Source organism: Chitinophaga solisilvae, assembly GCF_009928525.1.
Taxonomy (GTDB): domain Bacteria; phylum Bacteroidota; class Bacteroidia; order Chitinophagales; family Chitinophagaceae; genus Chitinophaga; species Chitinophaga solisilvae.
In genome coordinates this window covers 1-18,493 of record NZ_JAABOK010000007.1, presented here as the reverse complement: position 1 = coordinate 18,493, position 18,493 = coordinate 1, and the positions used below count along the sequence as shown (strand labels likewise).

The following is an 18,493-nucleotide window of genomic DNA, read 5'->3' as shown; positions in this document are numbered from 1 at the left end:
CTTAAACGTCAGACAAATATTATTGTTGTAATTTATTTCCGAAAGCCAGATCACCGGCATCGCCCAGGCCAGGTACGATGTAACCTTTAGCCGTAAGCTCGTCATCAATATCTCCGGCCCAGATGGTCAGGTTGGCCTTGGTATTACGGAGCACATATTCAATACCTACCGTACAGGCAATAGCCACCACCAGGTGAATATGGCTGGGTTTTCCTATTTCTTCCAGGTGCTCGATGGTTTTCACCAGGGAAGCGCCTGTAGCCAGCATCGGATCAGAGAGTATAAGCACCTGACCTTCAATAGAAGGACTGCTTACATATTCCAGGCTGATATCAAAAGAACCATCATGGTTGTGCTTGCGGTAAGCGGAAATAAACGCGTGGTCCGCCTTATCAAAATAATGCAGCAAACCCTGGTGCAACGCCAGTCCGGCCCGCAGAATGGTGGCCAGCACAGGCTGTGCCTTCAGTACGCGGCAGGTAGCTATTCCCATCGGCGTAGTCACTTCCTTGTCTACGTATTCCAGCGTTTTACTGATTTCATAAGCTGCTACTTCTCCGAGCCTTTCCATATTACGCCGGAAGCGCATACGGTCCTGCTGAACATCTACATTTCTGATCTCGCTTAGCCATTCTCCTACCAGCGAATTAGTTTCACTTAAGTTTATTATCATGTGCGTCCCTCTTTGAAGCGGCAAATTACCGAAAATTCATGTAACCTACTCGTTATCCTTATCCTGATCCCTGTCCAGCAGGCTGGCCTTTTTCACCAGTTGCACGAATTCGGCACGATAGCCTTCCGGATCGTCCCCGCGCGACTTCCCGGCCAGTTCCAGCACATCCTTCCAGGTGGCTGTGCCTTTAAAAGCAGAGTTGCGCAGCAGCTGACCAAACGCGGCGGCGGCCGCTGCCATCCTGAAATCCTCCGGAGCCTCCTGTATTGTACGGGAACCGTAAGGCAGTACTTTCTGCAGCAGTTTACTCTTTTCCTCATCAGGTTGTTTGTAACGCAACTTCACGGTGAGTACTTCTGTTACATTGCCTGTGATGGCCGTCTGCTGATATTTCAGCGGATCTACCCAGTTTACTGCCGGTATTTTACCGCCAACAGGCACAATCTCGTACAACGCTGTAACCGTGTGCCCTACGCCCATATCGCCGGCATCTTTCTGGTCATTGTTAAAATCTTCGTTCTGCAGCATACGGTTTTCATACCCTACTAACCTGTACGACTGTACGAATTTTGGATTGAATTCTATCTGCAATTTCACATCTTTGGCAATCGTGAAAAGGGTACCGCCAAACTCGGTAACGAAGGTGCGGCGGGCTTCTTCAAAATTATCGATATAGGCATAGTTGCCATTACCCTTGTCTGCCAGCAGCTCCAGCTTGTTATCCTTATAGTTGCCCATACCAAAACCCAGTACTGAAAGGAAGATACCTTTCTTCTTCTCCGTTTCAATGATGCGCTGCAATTCGCCATCGCTGGAGGGGCCTACGTTGAAATCGCCGTCTGTAGCCAGAATAACACGGTTGTTACTGTGTTTTGACATGTTCTCAGCCGCAATTTTATACGCCAGCTGAATACCAGCGCCTCCTGCTGTAGAACCGCCGGCCTGCAGGTTTTCAATGGCTTCCAGGATCTTTGTTTTTTCATTGCCGGAGGTAGAGGGCAACACCACGCCGGCGGCGCCGGCATATACTACAACAGATACTTTGTCCTGTGGCCGTAATTGCTGCACCAGTGCGGCAAATGCCCGTTTTACCAATGGCAGTTTATTGGCGGATTCCATAGAGCCGGAAACATCCACCAGGAATACCAGGTTGGAGGGCGGCAGCTCGCGGGCATCTACCTGCTTGCCTTTCAGCGCAATACGTACCAGCTGATGCTGAATATTCCAGGGACAGATCGCCATATCTGCATAGATCGCCACAGGATCCTGGCCACTGGGACCTTTATATTTGTAATCAAAGTAATTGATCATCTCTTCGACACGCACGGCATCCGGTGGCGGCAGCTGGCCATTGTTGAGGAAGCGGCGCACATTGCTGTAGGAGGCGCGGTCTACATCCACGCTGAATGTACTCAGTGGCTGATCGGTGGCTGCATGGAAAATATTTTCGTTGATAGGACTGTAGTCCTCAGTACTGGCAGCAGGTTGTATATAAAGACCCGGTGTCGGCGCCGGCATTATGTATCCGGAGTGATCAGCTTTTGCCGCCATCACGCCTTTTACATATGTTTTTTCTGCCATTCTTACCCGTGCTTCGCTGCCCTGCAGCGCTACCCGGGCCCGCTTTGCAGCAGGCAGCAGCTCCAGTCTGAAATGTACTGTGCCTTGTTTGGGAGATACTGCTACTTCCGCACGTTTGTAGCTGGTAGCAATGGCTTCCAGTATAATAGCGCCGGCAGGCACTTTCAGGGTAAAATTCCCCTGTTTGTCTGTAGCAGTCATATAATCGGTGCCCTTTACACGTACTACCGTATTATAAATACCGGTATTGCCGTCTTTATCTTTTACCGTGCCGGAAACCGGCCGTAGCTGCGCTGATGCATCAATTGCCAGCAGGCAGGAGAGCAGGAATAAGGAAAGATATTTTTTCATGATGTACCTATTTTCTGCGCACATGATGCCGGTTCATCCATGTATTCCATAAATCATTTTCATAACCCCTTAAAAAGCTATTTGCTACCTTTGCCGAAATTTTATTAGATGGTTTATAATGTGATTGGCACCATGTCCGGTAGCTCATTGGACGGACTGGATATCGTTTTCGCTGAGCTGACAGAAATACGCGGACAATGGACCTATGCTATCAAAGCGTCTGAAAGCCTGCCATATGAGCCGGAATGGGCGGAGAAGCTGGCTGCTGCCACCGCTCTTGCTGCAAAGGACTACCTGTTGCTGCATACTGCCTACGGCCATTATACCGGCCGGCGGATATTATCTTTTATTGAGAAAAATAATCTGGATCATAAAGTACATTTCATTGCCTCCCATGGCCATACTACCTTTCACCTGCCAGGGCAGCAAATGACAGCTCAGCTGGGCGACGGCGCAGCTATTGCAGCTGTTACAGGCCTGCCGGTCATCACCGACCTGCGTGCCGTGGATGTGGCTCTTGGCGGCCAGGGAGCGCCTATCGTACCTATCGGGGAAAAATATCTGTTTGGTAATTACCAGTTCTGGCTCAACCTGGGAGGTATTGCCAATATCTCCGCACAACTGCCCGGCCAGTTTGTAGCGTTCGATGTTTGCCCTGCCAACCGCGTATTGAATGGCCTGGCTGCCGCCCTTAACAAGGCCTACGACGAAGGCGGCGCACTCGCTGCCGGCGGCGTTACCGACACGGCTCTCCTGGAACAACTGAACGCATTACCATATTATCATCAGTCCTGGCCCAAATCACTGGCCAACGACTTCGGTACGGATACCATTCTGCCCATGATCAATACATTGCGTATATCCGTTCAGGGTAAACTGCGTACCTACACTGAACATATTGCCACACAAATAGCCCAGGCTGCCGCCTCCCTGAAAACACAGCTGCCCGATGCTCCCGCCAGCATGCTGATCACCGGAGGCGGGGCTTTCAACACCTTCCTCGTTGAAACCATCCGCCAGCAACTGGAACCACTCGGCATCACCGTTGAAATACCTGATGAACAAGCCATCAGCTTCAAAGAAGCCCTGATTATGGCCCTGATAGGCGCGCTGCGCTGGAGACAGGAAGACAACGTGCTGTCTTCTGTTACAGGCGCAACGAGAGACAGTATTAACGGGGCGTTGTGGACAACGAAGTAATAAATAATTACGAATTACGAATTGCGAATTGCGAATGAGGAGCGAAGATATAAGCGGATAAAGAATTTACTTCCGCTTATATCTTCGCTCCTCATTCGCAATTCGCAATTCGCAATTCGTAATTCGTAATTAAATCAAATCATTGTGTTTGTAAAGGCAAATTTATCTCCATCAAACAGCCCCATATCGCTCAGCTTCAGATGCGGTATTACCAGTAATGCCATAAACGATAATGTCATATAGGGAGATGCGAGCGCGGATCCCAGCTTTTTGGCGGCCTGATCGAAATGACTGTATTGTTTTGAAATCGTATAGCCGTCAAGGTTACTCATCAGTCCGGCTACCGGAAGGGGGAGTACCTGTACATCGTTGTCACTGGCGATGCTGATACCGCCCTGGTGGGTAATAACGCCGTTAATGGCAGCGCAAAGGCTGGCATCGTCTGTACCCACGGCGATGATATTATGACTGTCATGTGCTACGGAAGACGCTATAGCGCCGGACTTCAGGCCGAAACTCCGGATGAAGGCAGTGGCAACGGGCGCTTTACGGTAACGGTTTACTACAGCCAGTTTCAATACATCCTGAGTAGTGTCTGATAGTAATGCGCCGTCCGTTACCGGCAGGGTAGCAGTAATAGCATTGGTAATCAGCTGTCCGTCCATCGCTTCTATCACGTTGACTTTAGCGGAATTACCGGTGGCTGGTATGCGGAAATCGGCCGGTGACAACGGATCGCAGACGAAGTTGTTTACCGGGGTAACAGGTATGGAAGATATCAGCGTACGGCCGTTGTCTGCCACCTGCTGACCGTTGATATAGGTCGCGATGATATTGAAGTCATGCAGGTTGTCTGCGATAATAAAATCTGCTGCATCATTTTCGCGGAGCAGGCCGTTGTCCAGGTTGTAGTGGAGCACGGGGTTTACGCAGGCGGCCCGGAGAACTTTGAACAGGTCTATCCCATGTGCCAGCGCGCGTTTCACCAGCTGGTTGATGTGGCCTTCCTCCAGGTTGTCGGGGTGTTTATCATCGCTGCAGAACATAATTTTTTCCGGATAGTCGTGCAGCAGGGGAATGAGAGCTTCAAAGTTTTTGGCGGCGCTGCCTTCGCGGATAAGTATGTGCATGCCGAGCTGCAGTTTCTCCAGTCCTTCTTCCAGTGTAAAGCACTCGTGATCTGTGCTGATACCAGCCTGAATATAGTTGCTGGCAGCGTTTCCGCTAAGCCCGGGTGCATGCCCGTCTACCGGCTTGTTATATTTTTTTGCAGCGGCTATTTTCGCCATCACTTCCGGGTCTTTGTTCAGTACACCGGGGAAGTTCATCATCTCTGTAAGATATTTAATGTCGTCCCGTTGCAGCAGCTGTTCAATATCTGCTACGCTGACGGTGGCGCCGGCGGTTTCAAAGGTGGTGGCGGGTACGCAGGAAGGTGCGCCGAAGTTGAATTTAAAAGGTACCTGTTTCCCGTTTTCCAGCATAAATGTTACACCGTCAACCCCCATCACATTGGCAATTTCATGCGGATCGCTGACAGTGGCAACGGTGCCATGTACAACAGCCAGCCGGGCAAATTCGGAGGGGATGAGCATGGAGCTTTCTATGTGCACATGCGCATCTGTAAATCCGGGAAGGAGGAATTGCGTATATACGTTGTTGTTTCTTTCAATACTGATGATACGGCCATTCTCAATATGCAGTGTTGCCGGATATATTTCTTGTTGCAGGACATCCACAAGATTGCCTGAAATCTGGTATGTATTCATGCCGTAAAGCTAAGGAATAGCGGGGATTTTCAGCTTCCGGTATTTTTTGGCTGCGGTGAAGCGGCAACCTGTTTTTTGGCTATCTTTATTTGCCCGCTGGCGTTTAAAAAAATACTATGAGACATTTAAGAATCCTATCACTGGCAGCAGTATTCATGGCGGCTGTCAACGGTTTACAGGCGCAGACACTGCAGGAAATACTGGATCGCTATACCCAGGCAATGGGCGGCGCCGATAAGCTGAGTGCTATCAGAACGCAGTATTCCGAAGGAGTGATGATTGCCAGGGAGATGGAAGTACCTATCAGGCGCTGGGTAAAGCAGGGACAGGCCCTGCGGGTGGAGTTCGATGCACTGAATACCAAAAACATTCAGGTAGTTACCCCTACCGGTGGCTGGCAGTATCTGCCGGTAGCGCATAAAACGGAAGTGGAAGAGCTGGACCCTGCCGTGCGTACATTTATCAAATCGCAGCTGGATGTTACCGGCGAACTGTTTAATGTGGAAGCCAAAGGAAAGAAGGTAGAGTTTATAGGTAAAGATACGGCCAACGGCGCCCCTGCCTATAAGCTGAAGGTATATACGGCAGATAGCCTCTCGGCGCTGGTATACCTGGATGCCAAAACCTGCTTCATTGTTAAAGCCGTCAATTTTATTGAATATATGGGCGCCAGAACAGAGCTGGTCACTATCCTGTCCGACTACAGGCACACCCCCGAAGGATACGCATACGCCGCCACCACAGAACAAACGCCCATAGGCTCCGGCATGAAAATCCACCTTACCAGGGTAGAAATCAATAAGCCGATAGCTGATGAGTTGTTTGAAAGGCCCCAAGGGAAATAATTACAAATTACGAATTGCGAATTACGAATGAGGAGCGAAGACATAAGCAAAGAAGTAAATTCTTTATCCGCTTATGTCTTCGCTCCTCATTCGTAATTCGCAATTTGTAATTCGTAATTACTTCTTATATAGTTTCATCATTTCTTTTGCTTCTTCCGCGAGTTTTTCCGCCAGATGTGCGGGCTGCAGCACTTTTACCTGGGCGCCGTAGCTGAGGAGGGTCATGGTGAGTTCCGGATTAATGACCACGTTCAGGGATATACGGCATTCTTTGCCATTGTCTTCCACGACCTGCTGGGAGGCGTGGATAGGTTGTGATTTTACATATTTTCCCTGTCGGGGGCTGAAGGACAGCAGTACGTTTTCCGGTTCTGCATCATGTACGGTAATGCCGATGGCGTGCTGGAAGTAGCTGGCGTCATCGAAGTTTTTCTCATCAAAATGTTTTCCGGTGGGCCATAGTTTTACAATCCGGTCGAGGCCGAAGGTAAGTACGGCCCCGCCGCGGGTTTGCTGGCTTTTCCCGATGAGGTAGAAGCGGTGCTGGTATTCCCGGAGGTGATAGGGTTCTACCCAGTGTTCCTTGGGTTCGTTGCGATCAAAACTCTGATAGGCGAGGCGGATGATTTCCAGGTTTTTGATAGCATCTACTATTTCCGGGATATGTTCTGCGCCTTTGTATTGGGAGGTGCGGGTAAATTTGATGAGGCCTTTATGCTGCAGGGCTTCCCTGTTCATTTTAAGGCTGGCGGCTATTTTGAGGATAGCGTCTTCAAATTGCTGTACGACCGGCAATCCGCGGAATTGTTCCAGTATACCGATGGCGATTTCCAGGCCCTGGAGGTCAGCTTCTTCAATAGGAATATTACTGATGGAAAATGATTCATCAGCATAACGGTAGGTGCGGGAGCTGCGATCGTATACGATAGGGGCCATGTAATTGAGTTCAGGGTCCTGTCGCATGTCCTGCAGGTCCTTCTGAATGGTACGGGTGGAAACATTGCTGTCCATTTTTTCAGATACGTACTCAATCAGGTTTTCAAGTGTGGGTTTGGGTAACCTTTTGTTGCGCAGCCGCTCGTCGATCCAACGATAACGTGATACTGCATCCTTGTTCTTTGGCACAAGATTAAATTTAGGTTTAAAAATAAGCAATTCCCCGCCTTTACTCCGGATCAAAAATTTTTTTATCAGATTGTTACTACGCAAATCCTCTGCGTGAGGCCGTAGTAACTTTGTATTGTTATCAAAAAGCTGACAGTTATGAGTAAAGTACATACAACAGCCACTAAACAGATACAGGCTATTTCTATCGGCCAGATTATTTTGGATGATTCCAATTATCTCACACTGTGGGGCCATGTGCAACAGGATGGCGTGTGGTATCCTTGTGATCTTGTAACTACTTACGAAGTAATGAATACAATGCTAAGGTACAGCCATGAAAAAAATGATGCAGTTCAAATGACCATTGTGGAGAAGCTGGAGAATATGTGCCGGATCCCGGAAATGATAGACCTGGAAGCTGAATTGGGTGCTGCGGTTGTTTTTGATAATATGACCTTTTACCTGAGCAGGCCGGAATCCCATGAATGGGAAATCTGTACAGATGATGCCTGCTATTTTATTCAGAAGGTAGTTGCCCTCCCGCCGGCAGGGCCTCCGCAGCCGCCCGCTGTACGCGCGGATCTGACAGAAACAATGGAGCATTGTATGCAAACGCTCCTCAATTATTATGACCTGTACCTTGGATATATTGAAATAGAACTGGAAGATGAAGCTGCCCGCATAAAAGCCGGACTGGCCGATGACCTGAGCTTCACCATGGCTTATTATGCCTGGCAGCTACATCATTCAGATCAGGCGTAACCGTTATTATCATCCATACCGTCTGATAACCCCGTCATCCATCTGTTTGATTCACCCTTTTAACCATTAGTATTGAAAACACCGCTATCCATGTGTTGTAACCTTGTCAACTTGTCCATATGTTGTAACCCTTTTCATTCATGATTTGTAAACCCTGATCTCCATTTGTTTTGTTAAACCCTTTATCCGTATGTGTTGTAAGCCCCTTTCTCTCACATAGTTTGTAAAAGCCCCCTCATCCAGTGATTTGCGGACCCCAAATACCTTCCCCCTTAAATCCCTGGCCTTACTTCCATACGGATAAACTCCCTGTTATCTCCTATACCTGTGTCTGATATTATATTGTCAGTCTCCATAATGTTTTGTTAACCACGTTCTTATATTGTTGATTACACATTGTTTGTTTGCCCGTTTGTTAACCCCAAATCCCTTTTTTTAAAAAAAGCACTGAAAAAAAAGAAAAAGTTCCTTTAAAGTCTATAATTTTTGTAGGAAAATGCTATTTTTGAACGCGTAAACCTGAAATTATGAGTTTAAGACTGGGAGATATTGCTCCAAATTTCAAAGCCAACACCACCTTAGGAGAAATTGATTTCTATGAATACCTCGGTGACAGCTGGGGCGTGCTCTTTTCTCACCCGGCAGATTTTACCCCGGTTTGTACAACCGAACTCGGCAAAACTGCCCTCTTAAAAGATGAGTTTGCAAAACGCGACGTTAAAGTGCTGGCACTCAGCGTTGATCCACTGGATAAACATAAAAGTTGGATAGGAGATATTAACGAAACACAACATTGTGACGTAACTTTTCCTATTATTGCAGATGAAGACAAAACGGTAGCCAACCTCTACGGTATGATTCACCCGAATGCTTCAGAAACATTCACCGTCAGATCCCTGTTTATCATCGGACCCGACAAAAAAGTAAAACTCACCATTACCTACCCGGCTTCTACCGGCAGGAATTTTCACGAAGTTTTACGCGTTATAGACTCTCTGCAACTCACCGCCAAATATAGCGTGGCAACACCTGCAGACTGGAAAGACGGAGAAGATGTGATTGTTACGGCAGCTGTACCCACCGCAGATATCCCGGAACGTTTTCCCAAAGGCCATAAAATTATTAAGCCTTACCTGAGAACAACACCACAGCCTAACAAATAAAAATATTCAGCCACCGGATAACCACCAGCCGCTCCGGTTGCTTAAACGATTTTTTAATGGTTGGTTTTTGATTTTTACGAAACGGGGATTTTTCCCCGTTTTTTTATTTTATTATGTTCCCATTTTATTATTTGAGATTTAAATAAAAGCAAAGACCAGAGCAAATACTTCATGTATCATCGCTCTGGTCTTCGCTTTTATTTAAATCTCAAATAATGAAATAATAAAATAAAAAATCATCCCCTGTGTTTTCGAAGCTGATTCAGTACAGCACTGATGTCCTTTGGTAAGGGGGCTTCTATACTGTATTCCTTGCCCTGCGGGTCCTTGAATACCAGTATAGCGGCGTGCAGTGCCAGCCGGCTCAGTAGCGGCCGCTCTTCTTCGGTATGCTTGCCCAGCTTGAATTTCTTCTTGATGGAAGATAACAATACCGGTTGCGCGCTGCCATACAATTCATCCACAGCAATAGGATGTCCCAGGTGCTTCATATGCACCCTGATCTGGTGGGTACGGCCGGTATGAATCTGCCATTTAATCAGGCTGTACAAACCGAATTTTTCCTGCACTTCGTAATCGGTAACGGAAGGCTTTCCTTTGCGGTTGGTCACCATTTTACCTTTCTGCACGGGATGCTCCATAATACCTTCGTTGATAGTGCCTTTTTCCGGTTCCGGCTCTCCATGTACCAGGCCCAGGTAAAACTTCTGCACATCCCTGCTCTCAAAAAGCTGGGAAAAATATTTGTGCGCTGCCTCATGCCTTGCAAACAGGATGATACCGCTGGTATCCCGGTCCAGCCGGTGTACGGTGAAGATATCGCCGTAAGCCTTCTTCATGACAGCTATCAGGGAAGTCAGTTCATTGTCGTGCCGGTCAGGAAGCGTCAACATCCCCGATGGCTTGTTCACTACAACAAAATCAGGTGTCTCCAGTATAATATGCTCTTCTAATCGCATCAGGTTATCGGGCGGTTATTTTTTAAAATGTTTCAGCAGAATCACTTCTTTTTCGCTGAGATGACGCCATTGGCCACGGTTCAGCGTTTTCTTGGTGAGACCCGCATACATCACGCGATCCAGCTTTTCTACAGAATAGGAGAGATGTTCGAAGATACGGCGCACAATACGGTTCTTGCCGCTGTGGATTTCTATGCCTATCTGCTTTTTATCTTTCGGATCTACATAACCCAGCGCATCTACCAGTGCCACACCATCTTCCAGGGTCAGACCAGCAATGATTTTCTCGAAATCACCTTTGGTAAGCGGTTTGTCCAGTTCTACCTGGTATATTTTTTTGATGTTATGTTTAGGATGTGCCAGGGTTTGCGCCAGTTCGCCATCGTTGGTGAGCAGGAGCAGACCAGAAGTGTTACGGTCCAGGCGGCCCACAGGGTATACCCTTTCATCTTCGGTAGCGCCCTTGATGAGGTCCATGACGGTTTTCCGGCCTTCCGGATCGTCGGTAGTGGTAATAAATCCTTTCGGTTTATTGAGAAGGATATACACCAGGTTTTTGGTGAGATTGATTTTCTTATCCTGCAGGGTCACCACATCTTTCGCGGTAACCTTGGTAGCAGGTTCTGTAACGGTTTGACCGTTAACGGTTACTTTTCCGTCCTTGATGAAATCTACCGCCTTTCTGCGGGAGCACAGTCCGCAATGCGCGATATATTTATTCAGCGGCATTTCGCCGGGGCCAAAAATACTTTCTTTGGATTCTTTTTTAGGCTTCGGTGACTCGGTGCCGGCATCTGCCTTTCTGATGCGGGTATGTTTTTCATGTTTATCAGCGAAGCGGTCGTTGGTGCGGTCAAAGAACTTTTTGCGGTTAAAGCCGCTGGGGGTGTCTTTGTGTTTAGGTCCTTTGCGCTCTCCGGAGCCGCCGTGGAAGGCGCTTTCATCTTTAGGGGCGTAGGCGTCGGAAGATTTTTTGCCGAAGCTTTTTTTATCTTCTCCAAAGCTGCGCTTACGGAAAGCCGGTTTGTCGTCATTATCGGAAAAGCGTTTGCCTGCCGGCTTTTCGCTGTTGCCGAAGGTCCGCCTGCGTGGTTGCTCATCGCCGGATTTACCGGTGCTGAGATAGGTACGTTTGCGGAAAGTTGGTTTATCATCTCCGGTATTGTCATTGCTGAAAGAGCGTTTGCCCTTTACCGGCTCATCGCTGCCAACGCTGCGTTTGCGGAAAGTTGGTTTATCGTCTCCGGTATTATCCCTGCTGAAAGAGCGCTTGCCTTTTACCGGCTCATCACCGCCAACGCTACGTTTGCGGAACGCTGGTTTTTCATCTCCGGAGAAACTGTTTTTTGCAGATGTTCTTCCTGGTCTTTCACCATCAAAGGACGAGCTGTTGCGGTTGCCTGCTGCCGGTTTGCCGGTATTGTCCGTTTTTCTTCCTTTAAAAGGAGCGGTACCCTTCTTAGCAGGTATTTTCTTCTTCATAAATTATTATTAATTGATGATCATGCACGCATGACCCATGTAAGTTCAGTTTTAGTAATTAGCCTTTATTGGCCAGTTGTCCGCAGGCAGCATCAATATCCTTACCACGGCTGCGGCGCAATCTTGCATTCACGCGGTTACGGGAAAGGTATTCCATGAATTCTTCTGCTGTCTGCGAGTCCGGCTTCTGGAAGCGGGCATTATCTATCGGGTTGTATTCGATGATATTTACCAGGTCTGCAGGCACCTGACGGTAGATTTTTATCAGCTCGTCAGCATCCTGTTTGCTGTCATTGAAGTCCTTGAAGAGGATATATTCAAAGGAGATTTCATTTTCTGTTGCCTTATAGAAATAATTCAACGCGCTAATCAGTTCCTTCAGGTTGTTGGAATCGTTGATAGGCATGATCTCACTGCGCTTTTTATCATTGGCGGCGTGTAAAGACAGCGCCAGGTTAAAGCGGACTTTATCATCGCCCAGCTGCCGGATCATTTTGGCCACGCCTGCTGTGGAAACGGTAATACGTTTCGGCGACATGCCCAGCCCATCAGGAGCGGTGATCCGCTCAATGGATGCCAGCACGTTTTTATAGTTGAGCAGGGGTTCACCCATACCCATAAATACGATGTTACTGAGTTTTTTGCCGTTGTGTTCGAGTGCCTGCTGATTAATGAGGGCTACTTCATCATAGATCTCATCAAAATCGAGGTTACGTTTACGGTCCATATAACCGGTGGCGCAGAATTTACAGCTGAGGCTGCAACCTACCTGAGACGATACACAGGCTGTTTGCCGGGTATCAGTGGGTATCAGCACACCTTCTACCAGGTGGTTGTCGTGCAACCGGAACCTGCTTTTGATAGTGCCGTCATTGCTCTGCTGAATGCCGTCTACCCGCACTGCCGGAATGTGAAAGTTTTCTTCCAGCTTGTGACGTAAATCTTTGGAAAGATTGGTCATTGCATCAAAACTGCCTGCATGGCGTAACCATAGCCACTCGTATACCTGCTTGGCACGGAATGGCTTCTCATCAATAGAACCAAAATATTCCTGTAAGGCCGGCAGACTTAAATGCCGGATGTTTTTTTTGTCAGACTTCATTAATAGACTGTTATATGAGCAAATGGCTGCCTTACGGCAGTCGGAAAGCATCTGCAAAGATACAAAAATAGCCGTTAGCCACCAGTTTTAGCTTTTAGATTGATTATCAACCTGCAAAGATAGGAAACTCGGTTGTAACGGATCAGTCCGTAAGCGTGTAAAAACGACATTTTTCTGGTTGCCGGGGCATTGGCGCACCCTTTACCTGTCACGATGAAAAGTGAAAAAGAGTTTTATATTGCAGCCAAACCAATTGATCCACATGCAAACCGCTTATATAGTTGATGCAGTACGTACGCCGATAGGTCGCTATGGTGGCGCATTGAGCACCATCCGGCCAGATGATATGCTGGCGCATGTACTGAAAGCGCTGTTAACCAGGAATCCCACTATAGATCCCGCTGCTATTGAAGATGTAATTGCCGGCGCTGCCAACCAGGCCGGAGAAGATAACCGGGACGTAGCCCGGATGGCCGCTCTGCTGGCAGGCCTGCCCGTAACCGTTGCCGGTAACACCGTCAACCGCCTGTGCGCCTCCGGTATGCAGGCTATTATGGATGCCGCCAGAGCCGTTATGTGCGGGGAAGGGGACATATACCTCGCCGGTGGCGTGGAAAGTATGACCCGCGCGCCTTTTGTAATGGGCAAGGCAGAAGGGCCTTTCAGCCGTAAATCAGAGATCTTTGATTCTACCATCGGCTGGCGCTTTACCAATAAGAAGCTGGCAGATATGCATCATCCCTATTCCATGGGGGAAACTGCCGAGAATGTAGCGCGGCAGTGGAAAGTGAGCCGGGAAGAGCAGGACCTCTTCGCCCTTCGCAGCCAGTTCAACTACAAACAGGCCCTGGATGCGGGCAAATGGGAAGATGAAATCATCCCGGTGCCCATCACGCCCAATAAAGAAGAGCAGGTTGTGTTTTCCCGCGATGAGCATCCCAGGGAAACAACCATGGAAAAACTGGCTGGCCTGAGGCCAGCCTTTGCAAAAGACGGTACCGTTACTGCCGGCAACTCCTCCGGTATTAATGACGGCGCCGCCGCCGTACTGGTGGTATCAGAAAAGGCCCTGCGACAGTTTAATCTGCAGCCGCTCGCCATTATCCGTGGCATGGCGGTGGCAGGCGTAGATCCCTCTATCATGGGGATAGGCCCTATACCCGCCAGCAGAAAAGCATTGCAACGAGCCGGACTTACCATAGACCAGCTCCATCTGGCTGAATTCAATGAGGCCTTTGCTGTACAGGCACTGGTATGTATGAACGCACTGGGCGTCAACCCGGACATCGTCAATGTAAACGGCGGCTCTATCGCCATCGGTCACCCGCTTGGTTGCAGCGGCTCCCGCATCACAGCCACCCTCCTTCACGAAATGAAACGCCGTCCTGCCGCCAGATACGGCCTTGCTACCATGTGCGTGGGCGTAGGGCAGGGAGCGGCGGTTGTGTTTGAAAAGCCCTGATGCAGTTTAAAAAAATTACGAATTACGAATTGCGAATTACGAATGTGACCCGAAGATAAAAGCGAAGAACCCATTAGATTCTTCGCTTTTATCTTCGGGTCACATTCGTAATTCGCAATTCGTAATTCGTAATTTTTTTAAAAAAAACGGGCGGTCGGACATTACATCCGGCCGCCCGCTGCTGGCAAGCAAAAAAAGGGTCGTTCATAGACATATCTGCTTCTCCGTCATCATTTTACGGAGATTGATCAGTCCATACCGCATACGACCTAATGCGGTATTGATGCTCACTTGCGTGAGGTCAGCAATTTCTTTGAAACTGAGTTCGGCATAGTGGCGGAGGATAATTACTTCACGTTGTTCTTCCGGAAGCATGTCCAGCATAATGCGGACACGATCGTGGCTCTGGCGGGTCATTATTTTTTCTTCTACACAACTATCGCTGAAACCAAGTACATCAAATATATCTTTGTCGTCGCCGGTTTTGATCATCGGCGTGCGTTTGATTTTTCTAAAGTGGTCCACACACAGGTTGTGTGCAATACGCATCGCCCAGGGCAAAAATTTTCCTTTCTCCGTATAGCGCTCGGCCCTGATGGTATCAATAATTTTTATGAAAGTGTCCTGGAAAATGTCTTCCGCCAGAAAAGAGTCTTTGACAAGCAACAGAATAGATGTATACACCTTGTCTTTATGGCGACGGACCAATTCCTCCAATGCTGAAGTATGTCCTTTCTTAAAAAGGGTAATCAACTGCTCGTCGCACAATTTGTACATTATTTGCATAAACTTCTACAACTAGACGGGTTAGTAAATAAATACGGACTTTACAGCCAGTTGGTTGTTTTAATTGAGTAGAGTTTATGCGATAATGAGCAGTTTTAAGCGTTAAAGATTTTGTTACTTATTCCACGGTATAGGACAGGTCCTTTGCAAATATAAAAGAATAGTTCAATAAAACAAATAATAAAAATAGCTTCCTGCCTTTGGATATTAGCTTTCAGCGACTTTTTCCGCACATTTTTTTTCCGCAGTAAATCAGTTAAATACGAGATACTTAGCTAACATCTTTTCCCGTAAATTTGTTCTGTCATGGGTACAAAAGTTAAGAAAAAGGAAGCCGTAATTGATCCTCAGCAGGTTAACGCGCAGGACAATATCTTCATAAAAGGAGCCAGGGTTCACAACCTGAAGAATGTAAGCGTATCTATCCCCCGTAATAAGCTGGTGGTAGTAACCGGTGTGTCTGGGTCAGGGAAATCCTCTCTCACAATGGACACGCTGTACGCAGAAGGGCAGCGCCGCTATGCGGAAAGCCTCAGTGCTTACGCCCGCCAGTTCCTGATGCGTATGAATAAGCCGGATGTGGATTATATAAAAGGCATCTGCCCGGCTATCGCCATCGAACAAAAGGTAATCACCCGTACTCCCCGGTCTACCGTGGGGTCTATGACGGAAATATATGATTACCTGCGCCTGCTCTTTGGCCGCGTCGGAAAAACCTATTCCCCTGTTTCAGGGCAGCTCGTAAAAAAGCATGAGGTAAGCGATGTGGTGGACTATATCGTGAAGCTGAAACACGGCAGTAAAGTATTGCTGCTGGCGCCTTTCCGCCGTCATGCCAAACGCGATGCCAAAGAAGAACTGAATATTCTTCTGCAGAAAGGTTTCTCCCGGTTATATGCCCCCTCTGCCGGTGGTACCGGGCTATTGCGTATTGAAGAGCTGCTGGAGCAAAAGAAACCGGCCGTTCCGGAAGATGCCTGGATACTGATAGACAGGCTGGTGGTAAAGGATTTTGAGGAAGATGATAAACACCGTATAGCCGACAGCGTGCAGACGGCCTTCTACGAAAGTGAGGGCGACTGTTACCTGGAAATTGACGGTACCACTACCGAACATTTTGCCAACAGGTTTGAGCTGGACGGCATTCAGTTCGAAGAGCCCGTTCCAAACCTGTTCTCCTTCAATAACCCCTATGGTGCATGCCCTACCTGTGAGGGCTTCGGGCAGGTGCTGGGTATTGATGCTGACCTCGTTATACCGGACAAACGGCTCAGCGTTTTTGAAGGCGCCGTAGCGCCCTGGAGAGGAGAGAAAATGGGCGAATACAAGGAAGCGCTGATAAAAGCCGCCCGTAAATTCGGATTTCCTGTACATAAGCCCATAGCGGATCTTACCGAAGAACAGGTAAAACTGCTGTGGACAGGTAATGAACATTTCTACGGCCTGAATGAGTTCTTCAAAATGGTGGAACAGAACCTGTATAAGGTACAATACCGTGTACTGCAGGCCCGCTACCGTGGACGTACCGTATGCCACGACTGTGGCGGCGGCCGCCTGCGTAAGGAAGCGCTCTATATCAGGGTGGGCGGGCATAACATCGCTGCCCTGGTAGATATGCCCGTGCAGGACCTCAAAGCCTGGTTTGAAAAACTGGAACTGAACGAATACGATCAGCAGGTAGGAAAACGTATTCTCTTTGAAATAAACCACCGCCTCAAAACTTTGCTGGACGTAGGCCTGGGTTACCTTACCCTCAACCGTGTTGCCAATACACTCAGCGGCGGAGAAAGCCAGCGTATACAACTCACCAGAACACTGGGAAGCAACCTCACCAATTCCATGTACATCCTGGATGAGCCCAGTATAGGGCTGCATGCCAGAGATACCCACCGCCTCATCAGCGTGCTGAAAGAACTGCGCGACCTGGGCAACACCGTGGTAGTGGTAGAACATGATGAACAGATGATGGAAGAGGCAGACTATATCATCGATATGGGACCGCTGGCCAGCCACCTGGGTGGAGAAGTGATTTTTGCCGGTAGTTATCCTGCCATTCTCAAAGATCCGAAAAGCCTTACCGGCAGGTATCTCAGCGGAACGCTCCGCATTGATCCGCCGCTGAAGCAACGTAAATGGAAAAAGGCCATCACCCTCGAAGGTTGCCGTCAGCATAATCTGAAAGATATTACTGTAGATTTCCCGTTAGAGGTGCTGACAGTAGTAACAGGCGTGAGCGGATCCGGTAAAACCACGCTGGTAAAACAGATTCTCTATCCGGCCCTGATGAAGCTGAAAGGAGAATTTGCCGAAAAAGTGGGTTATCATAAAGCCATGAAAGGCGCCATGGATGATATTACCCAGATTGAAATGATTGATCAGAATCCGATTGGTAAATCATCCCGCTCCAATCCGGTGACCTATATCAAAGCCTACGATGAAATCAGGGATCTGTTTTCCCGGCAGCCACTCAGCAAAATGCGTGGTTTCCAGCCTAAACATTTTTCTTTCAACGTGGACGGCGGCCGCTGTGATGCATGTAAAGGAGAAGGAGAGGTGATCGTGGAAATGCAGTTCCTCGCAGACGTACACCTGACCTGCGAAAGCTGCGGCGGCAAAAGATTTAAAGACGAAGTACTGGAAGTAGCCTATAAAGGCAAAAACATCTATGAAATTCTGGAGCTGAGCGTAGATGAAGCCCTGGAGTTTTTTGAAGATGAAAAGGACGTATGCAATAAAATACGTCCGCTCAGCGATGTGGGCCTCGGATATATCAAACTGGGGCAAAGCAGCGATACCCTCAGTGGTGGCGAGGCACAGCGTGTTAAGCTCGCCTCCTTCCTCGGCAAGGGTAAAGCCCAGGGGAAAATCCTCTTCATCTTCGATGAACCTACTACCGGCTTACACTTCCATGATATCAAAAAATTACTGAACTCATTCAATGCCCTCATAGACCAGGGCCATACTGTACTGGTTATTGAACACAACCTGGATGTTATCCGCAGCGCAGACTGGGTCATAGATCTGGGGCCTGAAGGCGGCGCCGGTGGCGGTAATCTGTTGTACGCTGGTCTTCCGGACGGGCTGAAGAAAGTGAAGGAAAGCTATACGGGGAAGTTTATCTGATGCTGATTGTTATTAACATAATTACGAATTACGAATTGCGAATTACGAATGAGGAGCGAAGATCTAAGAGGATATTAAGTTATACTTAATCGCTTAGATCTTCGCTCCTCATTCGTAATTCGCAATTC

14 protein-coding genes are annotated in these 18,493 nt (G+C 48.2%); 6 read left to right on the top strand and 8 right to left on the bottom strand.

What is annotated here, in order from left to right; all coding sequences use genetic code 11:
* Positions 1 to 19: 19 nt before the first annotated feature.
* A complete protein-coding gene (upp, locus tag GWG06_RS15545; protein ID WP_127043395.1) occupies positions 20 to 673 on the bottom strand; it encodes a uracil phosphoribosyltransferase in 654 nt (217 codons plus the stop codon).
* 45 nt (positions 674 to 718) lie between these two features.
* Positions 719 to 2,605 (bottom strand): YfbK domain-containing protein, encoded by a 1,887-nt coding sequence (locus tag GWG06_RS15540; RefSeq protein WP_160714311.1) that lies wholly within the window; start codon positions 2,603 to 2,605, stop codon positions 719 to 721.
* A 108-nt stretch (positions 2,606 to 2,713) separates the two neighbouring features.
* Here GWG06_RS15540 and GWG06_RS15535 point away from each other — a divergent pair, with 108 nt between their 5' ends.
* Complete coding sequence (locus GWG06_RS15535) at positions 2,714 to 3,805, top strand: anhydro-N-acetylmuramic acid kinase (RefSeq protein ID WP_160714309.1); 1,092 nt, start codon at positions 2,714 to 2,716, stop codon at positions 3,803 to 3,805.
* Positions 3,806 to 3,939: 134 nt separating this feature from the next.
* On the opposite strand, the gene ade is transcribed toward GWG06_RS15535, so the two are convergent.
* Complete coding sequence (gene ade, locus GWG06_RS15530) at positions 3,940 to 5,574, bottom strand: adenine deaminase (protein ID WP_160714307.1); 1,635 nt, start codon at positions 5,572 to 5,574, stop codon at positions 3,940 to 3,942.
* A gap of 116 nt (positions 5,575 to 5,690) precedes the next feature.
* Here ade and GWG06_RS15525 point away from each other — a divergent pair, with 116 nt between their 5' ends.
* Positions 5,691 to 6,419, top strand: a complete 729-nt coding sequence (locus GWG06_RS15525) for a LolA family protein (protein ID WP_160714305.1) — start codon at positions 5,691 to 5,693, stop codon at positions 6,417 to 6,419.
* A gap of 117 nt (positions 6,420 to 6,536) precedes the next feature.
* Here GWG06_RS15525 and GWG06_RS15520 read toward each other — a convergent pair whose 3' ends face one another.
* On the bottom strand, positions 6,537 to 7,544 hold the full coding sequence (locus tag GWG06_RS15520; protein ID WP_158631623.1) for a helix-turn-helix transcriptional regulator: 1,008 nt from the start codon (positions 7,542 to 7,544) through the stop codon (positions 6,537 to 6,539).
* A gap of 138 nt (positions 7,545 to 7,682) precedes the next feature.
* Between GWG06_RS15520 and GWG06_RS15515 the strand changes: the two genes are divergently transcribed.
* Positions 7,683 to 8,288 carry a hypothetical protein gene (locus GWG06_RS15515; RefSeq protein ID WP_160714303.1) on the top strand — a complete coding sequence of 202 codons (606 nt, stop codon included), beginning with the start codon at positions 7,683 to 7,685 and terminating at the stop codon, positions 8,286 to 8,288.
* 527 nt (positions 8,289 to 8,815) lie between these two features.
* A complete protein-coding gene (locus GWG06_RS15510; RefSeq protein ID WP_127043388.1) occupies positions 8,816 to 9,451 on the top strand; it encodes a peroxiredoxin in 636 nt (211 codons plus the stop codon).
* Between the two features lie 236 nt (positions 9,452 to 9,687).
* Here GWG06_RS15510 and GWG06_RS15505 read toward each other — a convergent pair whose 3' ends face one another.
* From GWG06_RS15505 to rlmN, 3 genes are read right to left on the bottom strand one after another with little or no spacing between them, the layout of a single operon-like run.
* Positions 9,688 to 10,410 (bottom strand): RluA family pseudouridine synthase, encoded by a 723-nt coding sequence (locus tag GWG06_RS15505; RefSeq protein ID WP_127043387.1) that lies wholly within the window; start codon positions 10,408 to 10,410, stop codon positions 9,688 to 9,690.
* 15 nt (positions 10,411 to 10,425) lie between these two features.
* On the bottom strand, positions 10,426 to 11,892 hold the full coding sequence (locus GWG06_RS30595; protein WP_235938374.1) for a pseudouridine synthase: 1,467 nt from the start codon (positions 11,890 to 11,892) through the stop codon (positions 10,426 to 10,428).
* Positions 11,893 to 11,950: 58 nt separating this feature from the next.
* Positions 11,951 to 12,994 carry a dual-specificity RNA methyltransferase RlmN gene (gene rlmN / locus GWG06_RS15495; RefSeq protein WP_127038157.1) on the bottom strand — a complete coding sequence of 348 codons (1,044 nt, stop codon included), beginning with the start codon at positions 12,992 to 12,994 and terminating at the stop codon, positions 11,951 to 11,953.
* 262 nt (positions 12,995 to 13,256) lie between these two features.
* Between rlmN and GWG06_RS15490 the strand changes: the two genes are divergently transcribed.
* The gene (locus tag GWG06_RS15490) at positions 13,257 to 14,456 is read left to right on the top strand and encodes a thiolase family protein (RefSeq protein WP_160714301.1); all 1,200 of its coding nucleotides are present in this window, start codon (positions 13,257 to 13,259) and stop codon (positions 14,454 to 14,456) included.
* A 204-nt stretch (positions 14,457 to 14,660) separates the two neighbouring features.
* On the opposite strand, the gene GWG06_RS15485 is transcribed toward GWG06_RS15490, so the two are convergent.
* Positions 14,661 to 15,233 (bottom strand): RNA polymerase sigma factor, encoded by a 573-nt coding sequence (locus GWG06_RS15485; protein ID WP_127038153.1) that lies wholly within the window; start codon positions 15,231 to 15,233, stop codon positions 14,661 to 14,663.
* 315 nt (positions 15,234 to 15,548) lie between these two features.
* Here GWG06_RS15485 and uvrA point away from each other — a divergent pair, with 315 nt between their 5' ends.
* Positions 15,549 to 18,365 (top strand): excinuclease ABC subunit UvrA, encoded by a 2,817-nt coding sequence (gene uvrA, locus GWG06_RS15480; protein ID WP_160714299.1) that lies wholly within the window; start codon positions 15,549 to 15,551, stop codon positions 18,363 to 18,365.
* Positions 18,366 to 18,493 lie beyond the last annotated feature (128 nt).